The 20,798-nt window shown below is 66.6% G+C and carries 16 protein-coding genes and 3 tRNA genes; 11 read left to right on the forward strand and 8 right to left on the reverse strand.

The genetic code is table 11. From position 1 onward, the window contains the following. Nucleotides 1-70 precede the first annotated feature (70 nt). Nucleotides 71-790, reverse strand: a complete 720-nt coding sequence (locus tag JS531_RS01770; protein WP_214311822.1) for a TetR/AcrR family transcriptional regulator — start codon at nucleotides 788-790, stop codon at nucleotides 71-73. Nucleotides 791-902: 112 nt separating this feature from the next. On the opposite strand from JS531_RS01770, the gene JS531_RS01775 reads away from it, so the two are divergent. From JS531_RS01775 to JS531_RS01810, 8 genes are all read left to right on the forward strand, one after another. Further along, the gene (locus tag JS531_RS01775; protein ID WP_214311824.1) at nucleotides 903-1,799 is read left to right on the forward strand and encodes a lysophospholipid acyltransferase family protein; all 897 of its coding nucleotides are present in this window, start codon (nucleotides 903-905) and stop codon (nucleotides 1,797-1,799) included. 84 nt (nucleotides 1,800-1,883) lie between these two features. Beyond that, the gene (locus JS531_RS01780; protein WP_214311826.1) at nucleotides 1,884-2,885 is read left to right on the forward strand and encodes an NAD(P)H-dependent glycerol-3-phosphate dehydrogenase; all 1,002 of its coding nucleotides are present in this window, start codon (nucleotides 1,884-1,886) and stop codon (nucleotides 2,883-2,885) included. A gap of 228 nt (nucleotides 2,886-3,113) precedes the next feature. Next, nucleotides 3,114-4,235 (forward strand): D-alanine--D-alanine ligase family protein, encoded by a 1,122-nt coding sequence (locus JS531_RS01785; protein WP_214311828.1) that lies wholly within the window; start codon nucleotides 3,114-3,116, stop codon nucleotides 4,233-4,235. A gap of 423 nt (nucleotides 4,236-4,658) precedes the next feature. Beyond that, a complete protein-coding gene (locus JS531_RS01790; RefSeq protein WP_214311830.1) occupies nucleotides 4,659-5,825 on the forward strand; it encodes an ABC transporter substrate-binding protein in 1,167 nt (388 codons plus the stop codon). Between the two features lie 42 nt (nucleotides 5,826-5,867). Further along, entirely contained in the window at nucleotides 5,868-6,794 is a 927-nt protein-coding gene (locus JS531_RS01795) for an ABC transporter permease subunit (RefSeq protein ID WP_214311832.1), read from the forward strand. Continuing rightward, nucleotides 6,785-7,672, forward strand: coding sequence for an ABC transporter permease subunit (locus JS531_RS01800; RefSeq protein WP_214311834.1), 888 nt, complete (start codon nucleotides 6,785-6,787; stop codon nucleotides 7,670-7,672). The genes JS531_RS01795 and JS531_RS01800 overlap by 10 nt, the downstream gene beginning before the upstream one ends. A 6-nt stretch (nucleotides 7,673-7,678) precedes the next feature. After that, nucleotides 7,679-8,926: an ABC transporter ATP-binding protein gene (locus JS531_RS01805; RefSeq protein ID WP_214311836.1), complete on the forward strand. Its 1,248-nt coding sequence runs from the start codon at nucleotides 7,679-7,681 to the stop codon at nucleotides 8,924-8,926. 319 nt (nucleotides 8,927-9,245) lie between these two features. Further along, nucleotides 9,246-10,517, forward strand: a complete 1,272-nt coding sequence (locus JS531_RS01810; RefSeq protein WP_214311843.1) for a CPBP family intramembrane glutamic endopeptidase — start codon at nucleotides 9,246-9,248, stop codon at nucleotides 10,515-10,517. A gap of 96 nt (nucleotides 10,518-10,613) precedes the next feature. Here JS531_RS01810 and JS531_RS01815 read toward each other — a convergent pair whose 3' ends face one another. From JS531_RS01815 to JS531_RS01830, 4 genes are all read right to left on the reverse strand, one after another. Then, entirely contained in the window at nucleotides 10,614-11,399 is a 786-nt protein-coding gene (locus JS531_RS01815) for a mechanosensitive ion channel family protein (RefSeq protein ID WP_214311845.1), read from the reverse strand. Nucleotides 11,400-11,559: 160 nt separating this feature from the next. After that, nucleotides 11,560-13,158, reverse strand: coding sequence for an aspartate ammonia-lyase (locus JS531_RS01820; protein ID WP_276313095.1), 1,599 nt, complete (start codon nucleotides 13,156-13,158; stop codon nucleotides 11,560-11,562). A gap of 226 nt (nucleotides 13,159-13,384) precedes the next feature. Continuing rightward, complete coding sequence (locus JS531_RS01825; RefSeq protein ID WP_214311847.1) at nucleotides 13,385-14,011, reverse strand: TetR/AcrR family transcriptional regulator; 627 nt, start codon at nucleotides 14,009-14,011, stop codon at nucleotides 13,385-13,387. A 119-nt stretch (nucleotides 14,012-14,130) separates the two neighbouring features. After that, nucleotides 14,131-15,525: a DUF2974 domain-containing protein gene (locus tag JS531_RS01830; RefSeq protein WP_214311849.1), complete on the reverse strand. Its 1,395-nt coding sequence runs from the start codon at nucleotides 15,523-15,525 to the stop codon at nucleotides 14,131-14,133. 186 nt (nucleotides 15,526-15,711) lie between these two features. Here JS531_RS01830 and JS531_RS01835 point away from each other — a divergent pair. The 3 genes from JS531_RS01835 (at nucleotide 15,712) to JS531_RS01845 (ending at nucleotide 16,026) form a co-directional block, all read left to right on the forward strand. Then, nucleotides 15,712-15,784: transfer RNA gene (locus tag JS531_RS01835), tRNA-Gly, on the forward strand. A gap of 33 nt (nucleotides 15,785-15,817) precedes the next feature. Beyond that, nucleotides 15,818-15,890, forward strand: a tRNA-Val gene (locus JS531_RS01840). A 63-nt stretch (nucleotides 15,891-15,953) separates the two neighbouring features. Next, a tRNA-Val gene (locus JS531_RS01845) sits at nucleotides 15,954-16,026 on the forward strand. A 249-nt stretch (nucleotides 16,027-16,275) separates the two neighbouring features. Here the strand turns inward: JS531_RS01845 and JS531_RS01850 are convergent. The 3 genes from JS531_RS01850 to JS531_RS01860 all read right to left on the reverse strand — a co-directional run bounded on the left by JS531_RS01850 (nucleotide 16,276) and on the right by JS531_RS01860 (nucleotide 20,783). After that, nucleotides 16,276-17,649 carry a triacylglycerol lipase gene (locus tag JS531_RS01850; protein WP_214311851.1) on the reverse strand — a complete coding sequence of 458 codons (1,374 nt, stop codon included), beginning with the start codon at nucleotides 17,647-17,649 and terminating at the stop codon, nucleotides 16,276-16,278. A gap of 28 nt (nucleotides 17,650-17,677) precedes the next feature. Further along, nucleotides 17,678-19,075 carry a glycosyltransferase family 1 protein gene (locus JS531_RS01855; RefSeq protein ID WP_214311853.1) on the reverse strand — a complete coding sequence of 466 codons (1,398 nt, stop codon included), beginning with the start codon at nucleotides 19,073-19,075 and terminating at the stop codon, nucleotides 17,678-17,680. A 172-nt stretch (nucleotides 19,076-19,247) separates the two neighbouring features. Beyond that, nucleotides 19,248-20,783: an amino acid permease gene (locus JS531_RS01860; RefSeq protein ID WP_346427748.1), complete on the reverse strand. Its 1,536-nt coding sequence runs from the start codon at nucleotides 20,781-20,783 to the stop codon at nucleotides 19,248-19,250. Nucleotides 20,784-20,798: the final 15 nt, after the last annotated feature.

Consider the following 20,798-nt stretch of genomic DNA (forward strand, 5'->3'; position numbering starts at 1 on the left):
TTCCCGGGTGGTGTTTGTATCGTTCGGGTTGATTGGGCTGGTTTCCGGGTTTTGTTGTGCTGACGGTGTCTCAGTGCAAGGATTCCCGGACGGTGTTCGTGTTCGCGTCGCTCGGGACGCCCGTGGCATCCGTGTCGCCGTAGTCCGTGTCGCCATAGGCCATATAGAAATCGGTCATGAGCCCGATGAGCTCCGTGTCGAGGACGGGCACGCCGATCGCCTCGAGCATCGTGGCAAGGCATTCGATGCGGTGGCGCAGCTCCGGACGGGTGGCGGGATGGAAGTGGGGGAGCAGCCAATAGTTCGTCAGCAGCGAGAGCAGTTCCGCCGCCTCCTGCGGATATGCGGTCGGGATGGAGCCGTCCCGTGCGCCTTCCTCAAGGAATGGCAGCCAGTATTTGGGCAGTTCCTCGGACCAGAATCTCAGATTGGAGGTCAGGGTATTCGGATCGTCGAGGGACGGGATCGACATCCGGTTGAGCTGGTTGTGCGCGTCGTTGGACATGGCGGTCCTGAACAGCGTGCGCAGCTTCTCCAATCCGTTGAGGTCGCCGCGCGCCATGATCCCGGCCCCGGCGTTCCGGCTGTCCTTCCAGTCCAGGTCGGTGAGCCGGTCGAGGATCTCCTGTTTCGACTTGAAATGGTGGTAGATCGCGCCTTTGGAGAGATTGCCGAGACGGTCGATGATGTCCTGGATCGTGGTCTTCTCGTATCCCTTCTCCAGGAACAGGTCGCGCGCCGCTTCGAGGATGCGCCGTTCCGTCACTTCGGGATGCGCGTTGCGTGCCATGGAGGTCTCCTTTCGCGTGGATGTCCCGATCGCACTGCCCCTGATTATACATACCGTCGGTCGGTATGTATAGTGGCGAACCGCGGTAGGGGGCGAACGTACAATAAGGCCCATGGCATCCAAAGGAAAACCGTCGCCGCGCTCCGCGGTCGAACCCCTGAGCGACGCGCGCGTCGCCGAACTCGCGAAGAAGCACCATCTCGTCGACCCGATGCGCGACTTCCCGACCGGCCCCAACCGCAAGGCCAACATCCCGGAGATCAATGCGCAGAACCCCAAGGGCACGAAGCGCCTCCTCAAAGGCGTCGACGTCGTGTTCAACGCGAGCTGCCGCACCCGCGCCTGGGGGCTCGACAACATCCCCGAAACCGGCCCGTTCATCACCGCCGCCAGCCACGTGACCATGTTCGACGTGTTCGTGCCGATGGCCAGCCTGTTCCACATGGGACGCCGACCGCGCTACATGGCCAAGGCCGAGATGGCGAAATGGCCCATCATCGGCAAATGGTTCCAGATCGTCGGCATGCAGCCGGTCCAACGCCACTCCGGCAAGGCCAAGCAGATCGAGGAGACGTCCATCGACATCCTCACCTCCGGCAGGCCGCTCACCGTCTGGCCCGAAGGCACCGTGACCCGCGACCCGAAGAAATGGGTGATGAGCATCAAGGAGGGCGCCGCCTACATCGCGCTCGAAGCCTCCCGGAGGCTCGGACGCCAGGTGCCGCTGTTCTGCGCCGCCACCTGGGGCGCCGCGTCCATCAACCATTGGTGGCCGTGGCCGCGGAAGAACGTCGTCATGTGCTACGACCACCAGCTCGACTACTCGGACCTGCTCGAGGACATGGACTCCTGGGGCGACGAGCCGCCGGCGGACGCCGTCGAGACCCTCAAATGGCGCATGTTCATCCGACTCAACGAGCTCCTCGAGGAGATTCGTGGCGAGGAATTCCCCAAGGAAGGCTACTGGGACTACCGCACCATGAGCCGCAGGCCGATCGAATCGGCGTGAGCGGCGAGTAGCATGGCAACAGTCGCGAAGCAATAGACGAAGCAACAGACACAGCAGTACCTCATGCGAAACGGAGGCATAATCATGGGTAGGAAAATCACGGTACTCGGCGCGGGCGCATGGGGTACCTCCTTCGGCCAGGTGCTGGCCGACGCCGGCAACGACGTGACGATGTGGGCCATCGAACCGGAGATCGTCGAAGGCATCCGCGACAACCACCGCAACCACGTGCGTCTGCCGTTCATCGAACACCTGCCGGACAACATGACCGCCACCGGCGACCGCGCCGAGGCCGTCAAGGACGCCGAGATCGTCGTCGTCGCCATCGCCGCGCAGTTCGCGCGCGTCGCCCTCGCGGAGTTCAAGGGCCTCATCCCGGAGAACGCCATCGTCGTGAGCCTCATGAAGGGCATCGAACGCAACACCAACAAGCGCATGGACGAGGTCGTGCGCGAGGCCCTCGACCTGCCCGCCGAGCGTTTCGCCGCCATCTCCGGCCCGAACCTCTCCAAGGAGATCGCGCTGCGCCAGCCCTCCGCCACCGTCGTCGGCTGCGCGGACCTCGACAACGCGACCAAGGTCGCCGAGGCCTGCACCACCGACTACTTCAAGCCGTTCGTCACCACCGACGTCATCGGCCTCGAGATGTGCGGCTCGCTCAAGAACGTCGTCGCGCTCGCCGTGGGCATGGCCCGCGGCGCCGGCTACGGCGAGAACACCGCCGCCATGATCGAGACGCGCGGCCTGGCCGAACTCACCGCGCTCGGCCAGGCCGCCGGCGCCGACCCGAAGACCTTCGCCGGCCTCGCCGGCGTCGGCGACCTCATCGCCACCTGCGGATCCCCGCTGAGCCGCAACTATACGTTCGGCGCGAACCTCGGCAAGGGCCTGAGCAAGGAGGAGGCCACGAAGGTGAGCAACGGCGTCGCCGAAGGCGTGCCCACCACCGGCGCCGTCGTCGCGCTCGGCAAGGAGCTCGGCGTGCCCACGCCGCTCGCCTACGCGATGAGCCGCGTGCTCGACGAGGGCATCTCCTGCGCCGACATGCTCGCCCAGCTCTTCGGCCGCGAGATCACCGCCGAGTAGGCCCTCCCGCACTCCCCGTCACCCCTACGCCGCCGGCCGTACGCAATGCCTCCGGCCGTGGGGAGGCGGGGAGAACTGTGGAGATAACCCCCGCGCGGTGGACCGACGTCCTCCCGCGGACCATAATCGACGACGGACAAACGGATACAACGGACAACGGACGGGGAGCAACCGGCCGGCCGGCACGGTCCACGGACCATGCCGGCGACGAAAGGAACAAGTAGGAACATGGCCAAGAAGCGCATCGTGGTGCTGTATGGCGGTCGCGCCGACGAACATTCGATCTCCTGCATCTCGACGGCCGGTGTGCTCGGCGCGCTCGACACCGACCGGTTCGAGGCGATTCCGGTCGGCATCACCAAGGACGGCAAGTGGATCGTCGACGGCGAGGACCCGCGCGGCTGGAACCTCGACGGCGGCGCGCTGCCCGTCGTCGAACGGACCGCGACGTCGCGCGACGTGGTCCTCGACGTGGCGGAAGGCCAGGACGGCTTCTTCGCCCGCAACGCCGACGGCACGCTCGAGCCGTTCGGCCACGTCGACGCCGTGTTCCCCGTGCTCCACGGCCCGTACGGCGAGGACGGCACCGTGCAGGGCCTGCTCGAGATGATGAACGTGCCGTACGTGGGCTGCGGCGTCTTCGCCTCCGCCGCCTGCATGGACAAGCACTACACGAAGGTCGTGCTCAACGCCGCCGGCATCCCCACCGCGCCCGGCGTGACCGTCGACGCGCGCACCGTGCGCCCCGAGGAGGCGCTCGCCCAGGTCGAGCAGGCCGGGCTCGCCTACCCGCTGTTCGTCAAGCCCTCCCGCGCCGGCTCCAGCTTCGGCGTGACCAAGGTGGAGGAGGCCTCCACCCGCGAGGAGCAGGCCGAAGTGCTCGGCAAGGCCATCGTGGAGGCCGGCAGGCACGATTGGAAAGTGCTCATCGAACAGGGCATCGACGGGCGCGAGATCGAATGCGCCGTGCTCGCCGCGCGTCCCGGCGAGGAGCCGGAGGCCAGCTGGCCCGGCGAGATCGTGCTCGACCACAACGACGACGACCAGTTCTACGACTTCGACTCCAAGTACATGGACGCCTCCGCCAGCCATGTGGAGGTGCCGGCCAACCTGCCCGTCAGCGTGCTCGAGGACGTGCGCGACGTGGCGCGCCGCGCGTTCACCGCGGTGGACGGCGCCGGCCTGAGCCGCGTGGACACGTTCGTCCAGCCCGACGGCACCGTCATGGTCAACGAGATCAACACGATGCCCGGCTTCACGCCGATCTCCATGTACCCCAAGGCGTGGGACGCCACCGGCGTGAGCTACACCGAGCTCATCACGCGTCTCATCGAAGGGGTGCTGCGCTAGTCGTTCCGCGTCTTGCGTACGTCGTCTCCCGCGCACGTCGTGCGCGGGCCGTCGGCCCTTCCGTCCGTATGTCGCGGGCGGGAGGGCCGACGGCGTTTTCGGCGTGCGATGCGGCGGTCCGACGAATGGAACCGTCCCCTCGTCGTATCGGTGCCTCCCCACACGGCCACGTCGTCCGTCGTCGTCGCAAGGCGGTGAAAACGACGTAGACGTCGCAGCCCATATTCCAGTCCACGTCGCAATTCATCTATAGTTTCCCCGAATTCATCAATGCTTCGCGCAACGTCGCACGGAGTTCACCGGGACGTCGATGTCGCGACGGATAACGGCCGTAGCGTTCTGCCTTGGAATTACGGGCCGCGTGAATACAGCGCGAATGAAAGCCCCGACTCCCTAGAGGTCAGTTGAGTAAAGAGGATCCCAATGAAGAACATGCGTAAGATCGCCGCCGGCGCCATCGCCGGCGTGCTCGCGTTCTCGATGGCCGCCTGCGGCTCGAGCAACGCCTCCTCCGATGGCGGCAACGCCTCCACCGGCAAGGCCGTCACCGTCGACCAGAAGTCCGCCAAGGCCACGTCGCTCGCCGACTTCGGCACCATGGACGACCTCGTCAAGGCCGCCGAGAAGGAAGGCGCCCTGAACGTCATCGCCCTGCCGCACGACTGGTCCAACTACGGCGAGGTCATCTCCACCTTCAAGAAGAAGTACCCGAAGATCAAGATCACCGAGCTCAACCCGAACGCCTCCTCCAAGGAGGAGCTCGACGCCGCCAAGACCAACAAGGGCACCGACGCCGCCCCCGACGTGTTCGACGTCGGCCAGTCCATCGCCGCCACCTCCACCAGCGCCTTCGCCCCCTACAAGGTGCAGGCCTGGGATAAGATCCCGGATGAGAACAAGGACGCCAACGGCGCCTACTACGCCGACTACACCGGCATCATGTCCATCGGCTGGAACAAGGACAAGTACGGCGAGATCAAGAGCCTCAACGACCTGCTCGACCCGAAGTTCGCCGGCACCGTCGCCCTCAACGGCAAGCCCGCCGAGGCCGGCGCCGCCTTCAACGGCTACCTGATGGTCAACCAGCTGGCCGGCGGCGACACCAAGAACCTCCAGCCCGGCCTCGACTTCTTCAAGAAGCTCAAGGACGCCGGCAACCTCACCACCGTCGACGTGACCAACGGCACCATCGACTCCGGCCAGACCGGCGTCGTCATGGACTGGACCTACAACCAGGCCTCCTACAAGAAGGAGCTGAAGAGCAAGGGCGTCAACTGGGAGTACAAGACCTTCCCGAAGGCCCAGGTCGTCAGCTACTACAACCAGGCCATCAACGTGGACGCGCCGCACCCGGCCGCCGCCCGCCTGTGGGAGGAGTACCTGTACACCGCCGAAGCCCAGAACCTGTGGTTCAAGGGCGGCGCCAACCCGGTCCTCCTCGACTCCATGAAGCAGGACGGCACCGTCGACCAGGCGACCCTCAAGGACGCCGTCACCATCGAAGGCAAGCCGGTCAGCTACAGCAACGACGACGCCAACCGCATCACCGAATGGCTCCAGAACAACTGGGACCAGACCATCGGCAACTGACGGTCAGCGTCCAGCGCATCCGCAATCAAGGCATCACAAGCCATGACCGCAGCAATCGCACAGCACGGGTCCGCCGCCACCAGGCCGGCGGGCCCGTCGGCTACCTCCTCCACACTGGCGAAGCACCGCAAGGAGCTCGGCACCTTCATGGTGACGCTCCCGTTCTTCGCCTACACGGCGTGCTTCCTGCTCGCCCCCACCATCATCGTCGTCATCGGCGCGTTCCAGACGCGTGACGGCGGCTTCACCCTCGCCAACTTCAGCAAACTGACCGAACCGAACACCATCGCGGCGTTCGTCACGTCGATCGTCGTGTCCGTCGCGTCGTCCGTCATCGGCGCCGTCGTGGGCGGCCTCGCCTCCTACGCGCTCGTCATCGGCGCCAAGCCGAACGGCCTGCTGCGACGCATGATCTCCGCGATCTCGTCCGTGCTCGCGCAGTTCGGCGGCGTCATGCTCGCGTTCGCGTTCATCGCGACCATCGGCATCAACGGCATCGGCACCATGCTCATCAAGACGATGACGGGCCTCACCGTCAACCCGAACTGGCTGAGCTCCCTGCCGGGCCTCGTGACCGTCTACTGCTACTTCCAGATCCCGCTGATGATCATCATCTTCCTGCCCGCGGTCGATTCGATCCGCCCGCAGTGGCGTGAGGCGTGCGAGTCGCTCGGCGGCAACACCGTCCAATACTGGACGCGCGTGGCCCTGCCGATCCTCGCGCCCCGCTTCATCTCCGCGTTCCTGCTGCTGTTCGCCTCCGCGTTCTCCGCGTACGCGACCGCCGCCGCCCTGTTCTCCCAGCGCTCCATCCTCGTGCCGCTGATGATCCAGGGCGCCATGCGCAACGAGATGGACCCCAACCAGCAGGGCTTCGCCCAGGTGCTGGCGTTCGCGATGATCGTCGTCGTGGCGATCGTCATGCTGTTGAGCCATGCCGTGGAAAAGAGGGCCGGACGTTGGCAGTGAACGAAGCCGTGAAATCAACCGAAACGCTTGAGCCGACAGGGGAGCGTCCGCCGCAGCTGCGCGCCGCGCGCGTGCGCCGGCAGAGCGTCATCAAGTTCGTCATCCTGTTCTTCACGCTGGCGTTCCTGTTCGTGCCGCTCATCTCCATGCTCGTCTTCACGCTGCGCCATCCGCTGTCCGGGCGCTGGTCGCTGGCCCCGTGGGTCGCGATCTTCACCGGCAACGGCGAGTCGCTCGGCGCGGACCTCACCGTGCTGTGGCAGGGGCTCGGCGCCTCGCTCGCCCTGTGCGCCGTGACCGTCGTGCTCATGCTGCTGCTCATGGTCCCGACCATGGTGATCGTGCACATCCGCTCCAAGGCGCTGGAACGCGCCATCGAATGGGTGGCCACCCTGCCGCTCACCATCCCCGCCATCGTGCTGGTCGTCGGCCTCGGTCCGATCTACCGCTGGCTCAGCTCCTCGCTGCTCAACACCAACCCGATCTGGCTGTGCTTCGCGTACGTCGTGCTCGTCATGCCGTTCGCGTTCCGCGCCATCGCCGTCGGCCTCAACTCCATCGACGTGAAGACGCTGGTCGAGGCGTCGCGCTCGCTCGGCGCGTCCTGGCCCAAGGTGTTCTTCCGCGTCATCATCCCGAACCTGTGGCAGTCCATCCTGTCCGCCAGCTTCATCTCCATCGCCGTCGTGCTCGGCGAATACACCGTGGCCTCGCTGCTCGGCCGCATGAACCTGCAGGTCGCGCTCTACCAGCTCGGCCAGTCCAACTCCCAGATCTCCACCGCCATGTCGCTGCTCGCGCTGCTGTTCGGCGTGGTGCTGCTGGTCGCGCTCGACCTCATCTCCGAGCGCGTTGCCAAATCCAAGGAAGGCAAGTAAACCACCATGTCTCTTGCAGAACACAATGTGACGGCCCCGAAGACCGACGAGGACGCGTTCAAGAACGACCCGAACGCCACGCTCGACGGCGTCCACGGCCACGATGTGACCGCGGCCGCCAAGGCCCTGCTCAAGGACTCCACCACGCGTGGAGGCGGCATCCAGATGCAGGACGTCGTCAAGATCTACCCGGGCGCCACCAAGCGTGCGCTCGACGACTTCAACCTCGACATCAAGCCCGGCGAGATGGTCGTACTCCTCGGCGGATCCGGCTGCGGCAAATCCACCGCGCTGCGCTCCCTCGCCGGACTCGAGGACATCCAGGGCGGCCGCATCCTCGTCGGCGGCCAGGACGTCACCGGCGTGCCCGTCAACAAGCGCGACATGGCCATGGTGTTCCAGGCCTACTCGCTGTTCCCGCACATGACCGCCGTCGAGAACGTCGAATTCGGGCTCGAAGTGCGCGGCGTCGGCAAGGCGGAACGCCGCCGCATCGCCATGGAGCAGCTCGAACTCGTCGGCCTCAAGGACCAGGCCGGCAAGTACACGCAGCAGATGTCCGGCGGCCAGCAGCAGCGCGTCGCCCTCGCCCGCGCCCTCGCCATCAAGCCGCGCGTGCTGCTCCTCGACGAGCCGCTGTCCGCGCTCGACGCGAAGGTCCGCGTGCAGCTGCGCGATGAGATCCGCCGCATCCAGCTCAACACCGGCACCACCACCGTGTTCGTCACCCACGACCAGGAGGAGGCGCTCGCCGTGGCCGACCGCGTCGGCGTCATGAACCACGGGCGCATCGAGCAGATCGCCGCCCCGCAGGACCTCTACCGTCGTCCCGCCACCGAATACGTGGCCACGTTCATCGGTCTCACCAACCGTCTTCCCGGCGTCTCCGACGGCGAGGAGGCCGTGGTGTTCGGCCAGCGCGTGCCGCTGCTGCCCGGCTCCAAGAAGGGTGATCCGGTGGCGGTGCTCGTGCGTCCGGAGAACATCGCGCTGGCGCGCGTGGACGGTACCGGCGCTGCCGGTGCCGCCGGCGCGCCTGCGACCGGTGAGCGCGCCCGCGTGGAGGTCATCCACTTCCTTGGCGCCGTGGCCCGCGTGGACTGCGTGGTCTCCAGCGACGAGTTCGTGCATTGGAACAAGGGCGAACGCCTCAAGGTCACCGTGCAGCTGCCCGCCAACGAGCTGCCCGAAGGGCTCGCCCCCGGTGACGAGGTGGTCGTCACGCCTCGCGCCGTCGCCGCGCTCGCCTGCTGAAGGCGCGGCCTTCGGCTTCGGCCGGTTCGCCGGTCGTCGTTCGTCGGCCGATTGTGCGGTCGGTTCGTTTCCGGAACCGACAGGCTTGCCGTCAGATCGGAGTGATGGTCATGCTCCGGTCCGACGGCTTTGTCGTCTCGCCGGTTCCTCCGTGATGGGCAGGCTGCGACGTGATGGGCCGGCTGCGACGTGATGGGCCGGCTGCGACATGATGGGCCGGCTGCGACGTGATGGGCCGGCTGCGACATGATGGGCCGGTTCCGCCGGTCCCGCTTTCCGACGGCCGGGCCGCCCGCCGGCATGCCGTAAGCTGGGTGTCATGAGTGGACAGACGCCGCAGCCATGGGGGCCGCAGGACAGGCCGCAATCGCAGAATGGGCCGCAATCGGGGGCTCCGCAGTCGGAAGGACCGCAGTCGCCGCAGCCGGAGACGGGGCGGCCGCAGGCCCCCGGACGGATGCCGCCGCGGTTCGACGTGCCGGAGGAGCAGACCTACCAATCCGATTCGGGACTGTGGCTGATGGGGCAACCCCCGGAGCCGCCGCAGGGACTACAACCCGGCCGTCCCGGCCGTCCCGGCGACGGAAACGCCGGACGTGCCGGCGGGGCCTCGCTCTTCGAGGCGCACCGCCGGTTCGTGCTCATCGGCGTGGGCCTGTGCGTGGTCATCGCGGTATGGGTGGGACTCGGCATGGTGATCGGCGGCCTGCTGGACCCGTATTTCCCCGATGGGGCGCCCGTCTGGGTGACGTTGGCGGTCTCCGGCGTGCCGCTCTACTGCGTGGCCATGCCGTTGTCCATGCTGGTGTTCGCGCGCGTGCCCGTCCTCAAGGTCAGACAGTTCCCGTTGGACGTGCGACGCTTCCTCACCATGCTCGCTGTCTGCTTCCCCATCATGATGGCGGGCAATCTCATCGGCAGCGGATTGTCGAAGATCATCTCCGGCGGCACCGCCACCAACCGGATCAACGACCTCATCGCCAACGGCGACATCTGGGTGAACGCCCTGTTCATGGTGCTCATCGCGCCGTTCTTCGAGGAATGGATGTTCCGCAGGCAGCTCATCGACCGAACGCGGCGATACGGTGAGCGCACGTCCATCGCATTGTCCGCGTTCGCGTTCGCACTGTTCCACATGAACCTGTTCCAGTTCTTCTATGCGTTCGGCATAGGACTGGTGTTCGGGTACGTGTATATGCGTACCGGCCGGCTGCGGTATTCGGTGGCCATGCACATGATCCTCAACACGAACGGCGCGCTGGTGGCGCCGCTGGTGATGTCCCTGGCCGGGGATCAGACGTCCCGGATTGCCGAGGGGACGATGACCGAACAGGAGATGATGGCGGCGGCGCAGGCCAATCCGGGCATAATCGGTGTTCTCCTGTACAGCTTCGCGCTGATGGCCGTGGCCGTGGGCGGTGTCGTGCTGCTTGCGCGCAACTGGCGCTCCATCGAATTCTATGATCCGCCGGAACGGCTGCCGGGCTGGCAAGGCGTACGAATCGCCTTTCTCAACCCGGCGATGATCGTCTACACGGTGCTCACCATCGTGCTCGGCCTGTGGCAGATGGGCATCCTGACCTTCGGCTGACGGCTTCCGGTCCGGGCGACGTCGCCCGGACCGCACCGTATCGGACGATGCCGATTGAATGGTTCTCGCCGTATAAGCCGATACGGGCCGGACGGCTCATTCCGAGGCGCCGCCGTCCTTGACGAGATAATCGGCGGTGGCGATGGCCCGCGCCGCCTTGTCCTGCGCGGTGGACAGCAGGATGCCGTCCCGCACGAACACCAGGATCTGCCCCTCCTCGCCGTACGGCGAGAATCCGGTGAACTTCACCAGCGGCGGGTTCTCCGGGCGCATCACGTCCGCGGCACCCGCTTCGACACGCCGGATCATGTCCCGGCTCACCTCGTCCGGGTCGCAGCTGCCCTTCACCGTGAACGGCACCGTGGCGATGCTCTCGTTCACCGGCGTGAGTCGGGTGAGCGAGGCCGTGTTGAGGATCGAATTCGGGATGACCATGCGGTCGCCGCCGCGGGTCTCGATCATTGAATGCCGCCACGTGATGTCCACCACTGTGCCGGTGACGCCCTGGATGGACACCAGGTCGCCGGGCTGGATGACCCTGCCGAGCATGAGCCCGAACCCGCCGATCACGTTCGCGATCGTGTCCTTCAGGCCCAGCGACAGGGCGACGCCGCCGATGCCGAGGGCGGTGACCAGCGTGGTGGGGTTGATGCCGAACACCGGTTGCAGCACCACCGTGGCGGCCGCGCACCACACCACCACGCGCATGAGGTTCACGAAGATTGAGGCGCTGGGAATCTGTGAATTGTCGAGGACCTTGCGCACCACGCGCCGCAGGATGCGGTCCGCCGCCCACGCGGCGGCGAACACGATGATCAGCAGGATCAGTTTGCCGCTGTTCGCCCGGAGCCAGTCAAGCATCGTCGTCTGGAAATCGTTCATACGGTCCACGATAACCGTGCGGCTGGGCGTCCGGTACATATCTACCGGAAATCTCCGGAGAAGAAGCGGTGAAGGTCTTCCGGTCGAGGCCGGCTTCGCCGCGGGGACGGCTCCGGCTGGAAGACGGGGGCGGCGTTGTGCGCGCCCGTGTGCTCACACCTCACACCATGTGCTCGCGGCAGGTCTGGCCCAAGCCGCGCGCCAGCTTCGCCGGGTCGAGGATCTCGTCCAGCTGGTCCGCCGGCAGGTCGGTCATCTCGCCGGCCACCTCGCGCACCGTGCGCCCGGAGCGCACCGCCTCCGCGGCGATCGCCGAACCCTGCTCGTAGCCGATGTAGTGGTTGAGCGCGGCCGAGATCGACGGCGTCGATTCGGCGTGCGCGCGTCCCACCTCGGTGTGCACCACGATGCCCTCCACGCAGTTCGTGCGGAACACGTCCATCGCGTTGGTGAGCAACGCCATGCCGGTGAGCAGCTCGTGCACCATCACCGGGTCGAAGGCGTTGAGCTGCAGCTGGCCTTCCGCCACCGCCCAGTTCACGGTCACGTCCATGCCGAACACCATGAAGCAGCATTGGTTCACGCATTCCGGGATCACCGGGTTCACCTTCGCGGGCATGATGCTCGACCCGGCCTGACGGGCCGGTACGTCGAGGTCGTTGAAGCCGCATCGCGGGCCGGAATTGAGCAGACGCAGGTCGTCGGCCGCCTTCTTCAAATGCACGGCGAGGTTCTTCAGGGCCGCGGAGGTCGAGACGTACGCGCCCATGTCGGTCATCGCCGCCACCGGATCGGGCGCCGCCGTGATCGGCAGGCCGGTGATGCGCGCCAGATGCGCGGTCGCCGCCTTGCGGAACCGGAGGTCGGCGCAGATGCCGGTGCCGATGGCGGTGGCGCCGAGGTTGAGCTGGGCGAGCTGCGGCACGAGCCGTTCGAAGGCGGCCAGATCGGATTTGAGCAGCGTGGCGAATGCGTGGAACTCCTGGCCGAACGTCATCGGTACGGCGTCCTGCAGCTGCGTGCGGCCGATCGTCACGTCGTTGATGTGCTTGTCGGCCAAGTCGTGGAACGCCTGCGCCAACGCCTTCGTGGATTCGCTCAGCGGGTGCAGCGCGTCGATGAGAGCCAGCTTGCAGGCGGCCGGATACGTGTCGTTCGTGGACTGCGATTCGTTGACGTCGTCGTTCGGGTGGATGTACGCGTAGTCGCCGCGTTCATGCCCGGCGAGCTCGAGCGCGCGGTTCGCGATCACCTCGTTCATGTTCATGTTCGACGAGGTGCCGGCGCCGCCCTGCATCACGTCCACCGGGAACTGGTCGGCGAGCTTGCCGCCTTCGATCTCCACGCACGCCTCGCGGATGAACCGCGCCTTGTCCGGGTCGATGAGCCCCAGCTCCTCGTTCGCGGACGCGCAGGCGCGTTTGACCGTCGCGTAGGCGCGGATGAGTTCCGGATGCTGCGAATCGGTGATGCCGGAGACCGGGAAGTTGCCGATGGCGCGCTGCGTGTGGATGCCCCAATACACGTCCGCCGGCACCTCCATCTCGCCGATGCAGTCGTGTTCGGTGCGTGTGCGCGGGGGTTCCGTGCGCTGCGTGGGCGCGGCCGCCGCCGCGTCCGCGGTGGTGGCGCCGGCTTTCGCGTCGTCGCTCCGGAGCCGTGCGTGGTGTGCGGTGTGCGAGGCGCCGCAGGCCATGGGGGCGACGGTGGGGATGTCCGCGATGTCGAAGAGCTGCCGTGTGGAATCGTCGTTCGTCATAGCTTCCATCATTCCGCGCCCGGGCGGGAAACGCCATCACCCGCGCGCGATTCATCCCTGTGAGAAACCGCACAGCACTGGGAACGATGCACGGTCCGTGCGCCTGCGCCGGCTCTGCGGGGTTCCTTCCGCGACGCGTGCGTCCACCGGTCCCGGTCGCGTCGGCGCATGCGTCCGGACCGTCCGCCACCGGTCCGTCGGTCTGCCGTGTCCCGTCGCCCGTCCGCTATTTGTTGAAGATGCGGTTCCAGTAGGCGAGCATGTTCTCCTTGGACATGGACATGTACATGCCCATGGCGAGCACGGCGATGTCCTCGTTAAGCAGGTCGTCCATGGAGACGCTCTGACGCAGTTCGGGCCAGCGGTGCAGGATGGCGAGCAGCCCGCCCACGGAGAAGTCGATGGTCAGGTCGGTCTTGAGATCGAGGTCGTCGGCGGTCAGCTCCAGCATCTGCATGAGCGACATGCGCGCGAAATCACGCAGCGACTCGATGAGCTCGGGGGAGCTGTGCGGGCCGGCGAGCAGCGCCAGTCGGTCGAGGCGTTCCCGTTCGCGCGGCGAGTTCATGAAATGGGTGATGCGTTTGCGCCATTGCAGCTGCGGGTCAGCATCCGGGTCCGGCACGTCCTGGACGAGGGGCGACGAGCGCACTTCGGTGAGGATGGCGGCGTCGGCGAGTTCCGGCAGCCCGGAGAAGTGGTAGTAGAACGAGTTTCTGTTCACCTGGGCGTCGCGGACGATGTCGGTGACCGTGATGTGTCGGTATTCGCGTTCCCCGAGCAGTTTCCAGAACGCGCTCTCCATGCGCTCCTTGGCGGGTGGGATGGTCGAATCCCTGCGTGGGCGTGGCATGGCTCCTCCTTGTGATTATCGTTTATGGCGTCGGTCTAGACAGCTTGTCTAGACAGTATAACCAATAAGGAGACGTTCGCCAGCGTCCGGAATTCGCGCCAAGCGGGTGGCTTCCGCGGCTATCGGCCGCTACGGGGTCCGCGGGGTCCGCGGGCCATCGCGGCCTTGACCAGGATGGCCGTCGCCTCGAGCAGATGACGGCGGTCCTGCGCGGACAGGCCGAACATCGAGGCGACCATCGCCGGAATCGATCCGGGGAAGCCTGCGATCACCTCGGAGAACGTCGTCGCGCCGTTCGCATGCAGCACCGCGAACAACGCGTCCACCGCACGCTCACGCTGCTCCACCGTCAGATCGCGCATCCACGCGTTCAACGACTCGTTGAACAGCTGGGAGCTTGAGGCCAGATCCGGTTCGGCCACGAAATGGTCGCCCTCCACCTGCCATGAGAACGTGAAATGCTGCATGATGCCGTCCGAATCGGACGCCACCACGCGGCACGGCTCCGGTGTCTCGAAGATCTGCCCCACGATCGACGAACTCGGCACGATCTTCGTCACCATCGGCTGCGTCGCGAGATACTGGCGTGACGTCACCACGTTCGGTGGGAATCCCGGGCCGTCCAGCGAATACACGTGTCGGATGCGGCGCCGCACCTCCTCGTCGGCGTTCATCGCCGCGTACACCGCCAGATTGCCGCCCTTCGAGTGCCCGGTCAGCACGATGTCGCCCTTCCACAGGCGCGCCACCATGTCCAGGTATGCGCTTGCCGCGCGTTGCGCCGGCACCGGATACTGGAAGGACATGTTGAAGTCCTCCTTCCAGCCGATGAGCGAGTCGTCGGTGCCACGGAACGCGATGACCAGTGTGCCGCCGCGCGTCGGGTCCACGTTCCGATGCGGCCATCCGTGTCGCGACTCTCCGTCCTGCGTTCCGGTTGCGCGCGATGCGAGCGGGCGTCCGTTCCAGCCGCGGCCGTCCGGCAGTCGGAACGTCATGGCGGCGAACTGCGTCTGTTCGCCCGGATTCACGTGTTCCACCACCGCGCCCAGCCGTGTGGCGGCGAAACGCGGCGATTCGGCCACGGCGCGGAAGAACGCGTGCGTCTCCTCGGGGTCGGCGAGTCCGACCATCTCCACGTCGTGCGTCGCCGCGCCGTCGGCCCGTCGGTCCGTGCCGGCCGATTCCGGTTCCTGTGCGTCGTCGTCCGACGGTTCGCGCGCGACGTCGTCGCCGCGGTGCAGCGCGTCGTTCGCCTCCACGAGCGTCATCGAGGGGAACGGCTCGTCGACCAGGCCCTTGACCCACATCCATGGATGGCGCGGACGGAACGCACGCAGACGGGCGGCGAACGAGACGGCCTTGTCGTCCGCCAGCGACAGCGTGGGGGAGATGCGCGCCACGTCCTCGTAGGCGAGGGAGGCGAACACGAGCGCATCCACCTCGTTGAACGGCGCGTCGGGGTCGGTGAGCTGCCGCGTCTCGCGCTTCACATAATCGAATACGTTGGCCATCGTCACCTCCCCGTCGTGCAAGGCTTCAACCAGCCCCATTGTAATCGTGTGACATGGCGGTATAACGCGACGGAAGCCGTCGTGCCGTTGCGTTTCGTTGTGTGCGACACGCCGACGACGCGCCGCGATTTGCATGGTCGACGAAAACCGCGTATCTTTTCCACCTGTTGCTTCGCACGAAGCACTGCGGACATAGCTTAGTTGGTAAAGCGCAACCTTGCCAAGGTTGAGACCGCGGGTTCGAGTCCCGTTGTCCGCTCTCTGAAAGCCGGTTCGCCGGCTGACGACAACCGGGCGGTTGGCGCAGTGGCTAGCGCACTTCCCTGACACGGAAGGGGTCACAAGTTCGAATCTTGTATCGCCCACTCGAATAGCGGCCGGCAGGTGACTGCCGGTTTTGTTTTTCGACCTGACAATTCAATATGCACGGGCGATTGGCGCAGCGGCTAGCGCACTTCGTTCACACCGAAGGGGTCGTAGGTTCGATTCCTACATCGCCCACCCGTCAAGGCCACCGCAGTAGCGGTGGCCTTTTGCGTTCCGGCGTCGTTCATAGACCGAGGTTCGTTCTGCCTGTGCCGAGAGCCCCGGGTTTTCTTGTGCTGAGACTGATTGAGTGCAAGGAATCCCGGGGATTCCGGTCGACTGCCGGGATTTGTTGCGCTGAGATGTTCCCAGCGCAAGGAAACCCGGATGGACCGGACGGACGACAAGGGGCGGTGCCGAGAACGGCGACGCACCCCGCGGTCCCTACAATCCGCGACGCTTCAGATCCGCCACCAGCTGCACGTAGAACTCGCGCACGTCGAATCCGGGGATGTTCTCGCGGTTCAGGTCGATCATGTCCGCGTGCGAGATGCCGCGCACGCCGTTCGGCTCCAGCCAGGTGAAGCTCTCGCCCCACGGGAACGACGGCAACGACACCAGGCCGTCGTTTGGGCCGTCGAACCATTTCACCAGCGGATACGTGAAGTTCAACGGGAACTTGCCGGTCGTGGCGTGCGCCAGCTTCGAGCCGACGCTGCGGCAGACGATGCCGGCGAACGGGTCGTCGTGCGACGCGGCGGAACCGACGGTCATGGAGGACGACGGTGTGACCGGCGTGACCGCCGTCGGGACGACCTGAGGGACGGCCGTGCCGGGTGCCGGCCACGTCGGCGTGCCCGCCGGCGTTCCGGGGAACGTGGGCCGGGCGGCCGCGGCCGCACCCTGCGCCAGCAGCGCGCCGTCGCCGATCTCCCCGTTGAGCCGGGCGCACCCGGATTGCGTGAGGTCATGCACGGCGGCCATGAAATCGGGCTGCTTGTCGCCCAGATGCGAGGCGGCCGCATTGTAGGCGGACGCCACACGCCGCTGCACCCCGGCCGGGATCTTCGTCAGCAGATAGTCGGCGAACCCGCAACCGCGATGCGGCGTGTTGATGGTCGTCAGCGACGCCACCCAACGTCCCGCACCGCAGCGGGCGATCGCATAGCGCATGTCCAGTCCGCCCTTCGAATGGGCGATGACGTTCACCTTCCCGCAGCCGGTCGTCTCGACGATGCCGCGGATGCGCGCGGTCAGCTCCTGCGCGCTGTCCGCGACGGATGCGGCCGACTGGTGTTCGCCGTAATAGATGGTCGCGCCGTTGCGCTCCAGCTCCGCCGGCACGCGGCCCCAATAGTTGAGCGCCTTCGTGTCGCGGAAGAAGACGCCGTGCACGAGCAGCACCGGATAACGGGTCGCGCACACGCGTGCCGCCGCACGCGAACGGTCCAGACGCTCCTTCGCCGATTCGAATCGCACCTCCTCCGCCACGGTGCGGATGATGAGATGCAGCGCCACCAGGTTCGCGATCGGAATCCAGCCGCACAGGATGCCGATCACGCGAATCTTCAACCCCAACTGCACCGACGTGAGATACACGGTGATGATGCCGGTCCAGAACACCACCGATTCAATCAGGAACACCAGCACCAGCGCGATCGTCCATGCGGGCCAGCCGTCGCCCCACGACGTCGGCCATGAAACCGTCAGCAGCGTCGCCAACGTGACCGCCAACGCCAGCCCCAACACCAGCGTCGTCCACCAGAATATGCGCAGCATGACCACACCGAAGCGGCATGCACTGATCCGACCGGTCATATCGGCCTCCCAACCCCGCGGAACGCGGTCATCCGTCCTGCGCCATGCGCAGCTCCATGGCGAGATGATAGTAGTCGATGAGCCGGTCGACCATCGCCGGCCAGGTGCGTCCTTGGACGGCTTCCAGTCCGGCGGCCCCCATGCCGTGCCGCAGCGCGTCGTCGTCGATGAGCCTGCCCACGCGGTCGTGCAGGTCGGCGTCGTCCTCGTCGTGCGGGTCGAACAGCAGTCCGGTCCTGCCCTCGTCCACCAGGTCGAGCGGGCCTCCGCTCGCCGGCGCCACCACGGGCAGTCCGCTCGCCATCGCCTCCTGGATGGTCTGGCCGAACGTCTCCTCCGCACCGGTGTGCACGAACACGTCCAGCGCCGCGTAGGCGTCGGCGAGGTCGCGTCCGTGCAGCATGCCGGTGAACACCGCGTGCGGCAGACGTCTGCGCAGCTCCCGTGCGCTCACGCCGCCGCCCACCACGACCAGCCGCATGCGCAGCCCATCAAGCGCGACGAGGCGTTCCACCTGCTTCTCCGGGGCGAGCCGGCCCACGTACCCGACGACCGGCAGCCGCCCGTCGTCGCTCCATTCCCGATGCCATGCGCGGGCCTGCGGGTCGTCGGCGCGCGTGGGGGAGAACAGCGTGGTGTCCACGCCGCGGCCCCACAGCCGGATGAGGTCGGGGTCCACGCCGAACGATTCGAGCCGGTCGCGCGCATCCTCGGTGGGGGCGAGCGTCATGGTGGCGAGATTGTGCATGCGGGCCATGCGTTCCGCCACGATGCGTTCCGCCTGTTCCCCGGCCGCCTTGCCGATGCGCCGGAGCCATTTCGTATGCCGGGGCCAGGCGCTGTCGGCGTCCTTCTTCGATGCGGAACGGTCGGCTGCGGAACGCTCGGCTGCGGACGGTGCCGTGCCGTCCACGCCTTTCTCGCCGGTCACCGCTTCGCGTGCGAACCGGCGCGCGTACTGCGCCACGTCGGTCTGGTAGATGGCGACGGTCGGCACGTGCAGTTCGTCGCCTGCGATGAGCGCCGCATGGCCGAGTTTCGAGATCGGCGCGGCGACGTGGATGACGTCCGGTTTCGGCCCATCGAGGATGTCGCGGATCACCGAGGATTTCGTCGTGACCGCCACGTTGAACCGTTGGATCGGGAACGACGGCGTCTCTTCGACGGGATATCCCGCGTATGCGCCGCCTTCCGGCGCCGGTCCCGGTGCGATGACGCGCGCGTCGAACCCGCGTTCGGCGAACCGGTCGAGGATGTGTCGGATGCTGCCGGACACGCCGTTCGTCTGTTCCAGCGACGATTCGCTGACGACGAGGACGCGCAGGAGACGTCGTCCGAACGTCGCGTCGGCCTCCGTGCGGCCGACGGCCTCGTCTGATGAGGAACCGTCGGTTCCGGCGGGCGACGGTGGCGCGATGATGTTCACGGTTCCCCAGTGTACGGAGCGTCCGCGGGCCGCTCTCCGCGTGGGTGACGGATTTCATCGCAGCGTCGCGTGCTGTTCATCCTGCGCTACATATGCGGCTGCCCGCAATGGTGTCCGTCACGTTGTCCGGCGCGATGCACATCGTGACGGACAACGCGTATGCGCCGCCGCCCTATGGCAGCTGGACTTCGGCCACCGGGTGACGGCGACGCCACCACTGCTGCAGGAAGTACGCCGCGTAGCAGACCGCGATGAACACGAGCTCCGCGCCCAGCGCGAACCGCTGCTCCTTGTCGAAGAACACCAGCAGGAACGAGGCCGTGCACAGGATGAACGCGCCCCACGAGGTGTACGGGTATCCGGGCGTGCGGTAGACGAGCTCGTCCGCCGAGTGGCCGGACGCCACCCATTTGCGGCGGAATGCGATCTGGCAGTACGCGATCGCGATCCACACCACCACGGCCGAGAGGCCGGACAGCGCCACCAGCACCAGATACACGGTGGAGGCCGCGACCACCGAGCTCAGCAGGGCGAGCAGGCCGCCGGCCATGGCCGCGCACAGGGCCAGCATCGGCACGCCGTGACGGTTCGTCTTCGCGAACCAGCGGGGGATCATGCCTTCGTTGCCCATCGACCACACCATGCGCGTGGACGCGTACAGGCCGGAGTTCGAGGCGGACAGCACGGCCGTGAGCACCACGAAGTTCATGATGTCCGCCGCGTACGGGATGCCTATGGAGTTGAACACGAGCACGAACGGGCTTTCGCCCACGCCCGCCTGGCGCCACGGGATCAGCGCGCACATCACCGTGATCGAGCCGATGAAGAACAGCACGAGACGCCACAGCGTGGTGTGGATGGCCTTCGGCACCGCCACCTCCGGGTTGCGGGTCTCGCCGGCGGTCACGCCGATGAGCTCGGTGCCGGAGAACGCGAAGTTCACCGTGAGGATCGTGGCGAACACCGGCATGAAGCCGTTCGGGAAGACGCCGTCCTTGACGAGGTTGCCGAACATGGGCGCATGCGTGTATCCGGCGATGGGGATGATGCCGAAGATGGCGAGCAGGCCGATCGCGATGAACGCGCAGATCGCGAACACCTTGATGGAGGCGAACACGAACTCCGCCTCCGCGAAGAACCGCACGGACAGCGCGTTCGCCGTGAAGATGAGGATGATGCACGCCGCGCTCCATATCCATGTGGGCGTGTGCGGGAACCACCGCTGCATGAGCAGGCCCGCGGCCGTGAACTCGCTGCCGAGCGCCACCGTCCACGTGAGCCAGTACTGGATGGCGATGACGAATCCGGTGGCCGGGCCGATGAACTTCTCCGCGTACACGTGGAACGAGCCGGTGACCGGCATCGCCACGGACAGTTCGCCGAGCGTGAGCATCACGAGGTATACGATGAGCGCGCCGATGCCGTATGCGAGGATCGTGCCGATGGGGCCCGCCTGCTGGATGGTGTATCCGGAGCTCAGGAACAGGCCGGTGCCGATCACGCCGCCCAGGGAGATCATCTGCAGGTGGCGCGATTCCATGCCGCGTTTGAGGTTCGTGTGCAGGGCGTGTCTGCGTTCCGGATGGTCCGTGGACGTCGCGTCCGGGGTGTTCGACGATGCCGTCGTCGATGCCGGCGATGCGGCGGCGGTCTGGTTCGGTTCGTCCGTCGCGTCGACGGATGCGGTGTCATGGTCGGGTTGGCTCATGCTTCCCTCTGGTCT

Source organism: Bifidobacterium sp. CP2, from assembly GCF_018555635.1.
Lineage (GTDB): Bacteria > Actinomycetota > Actinomycetes > Actinomycetales > Bifidobacteriaceae > Bifidobacterium > Bifidobacterium saguinibicoloris.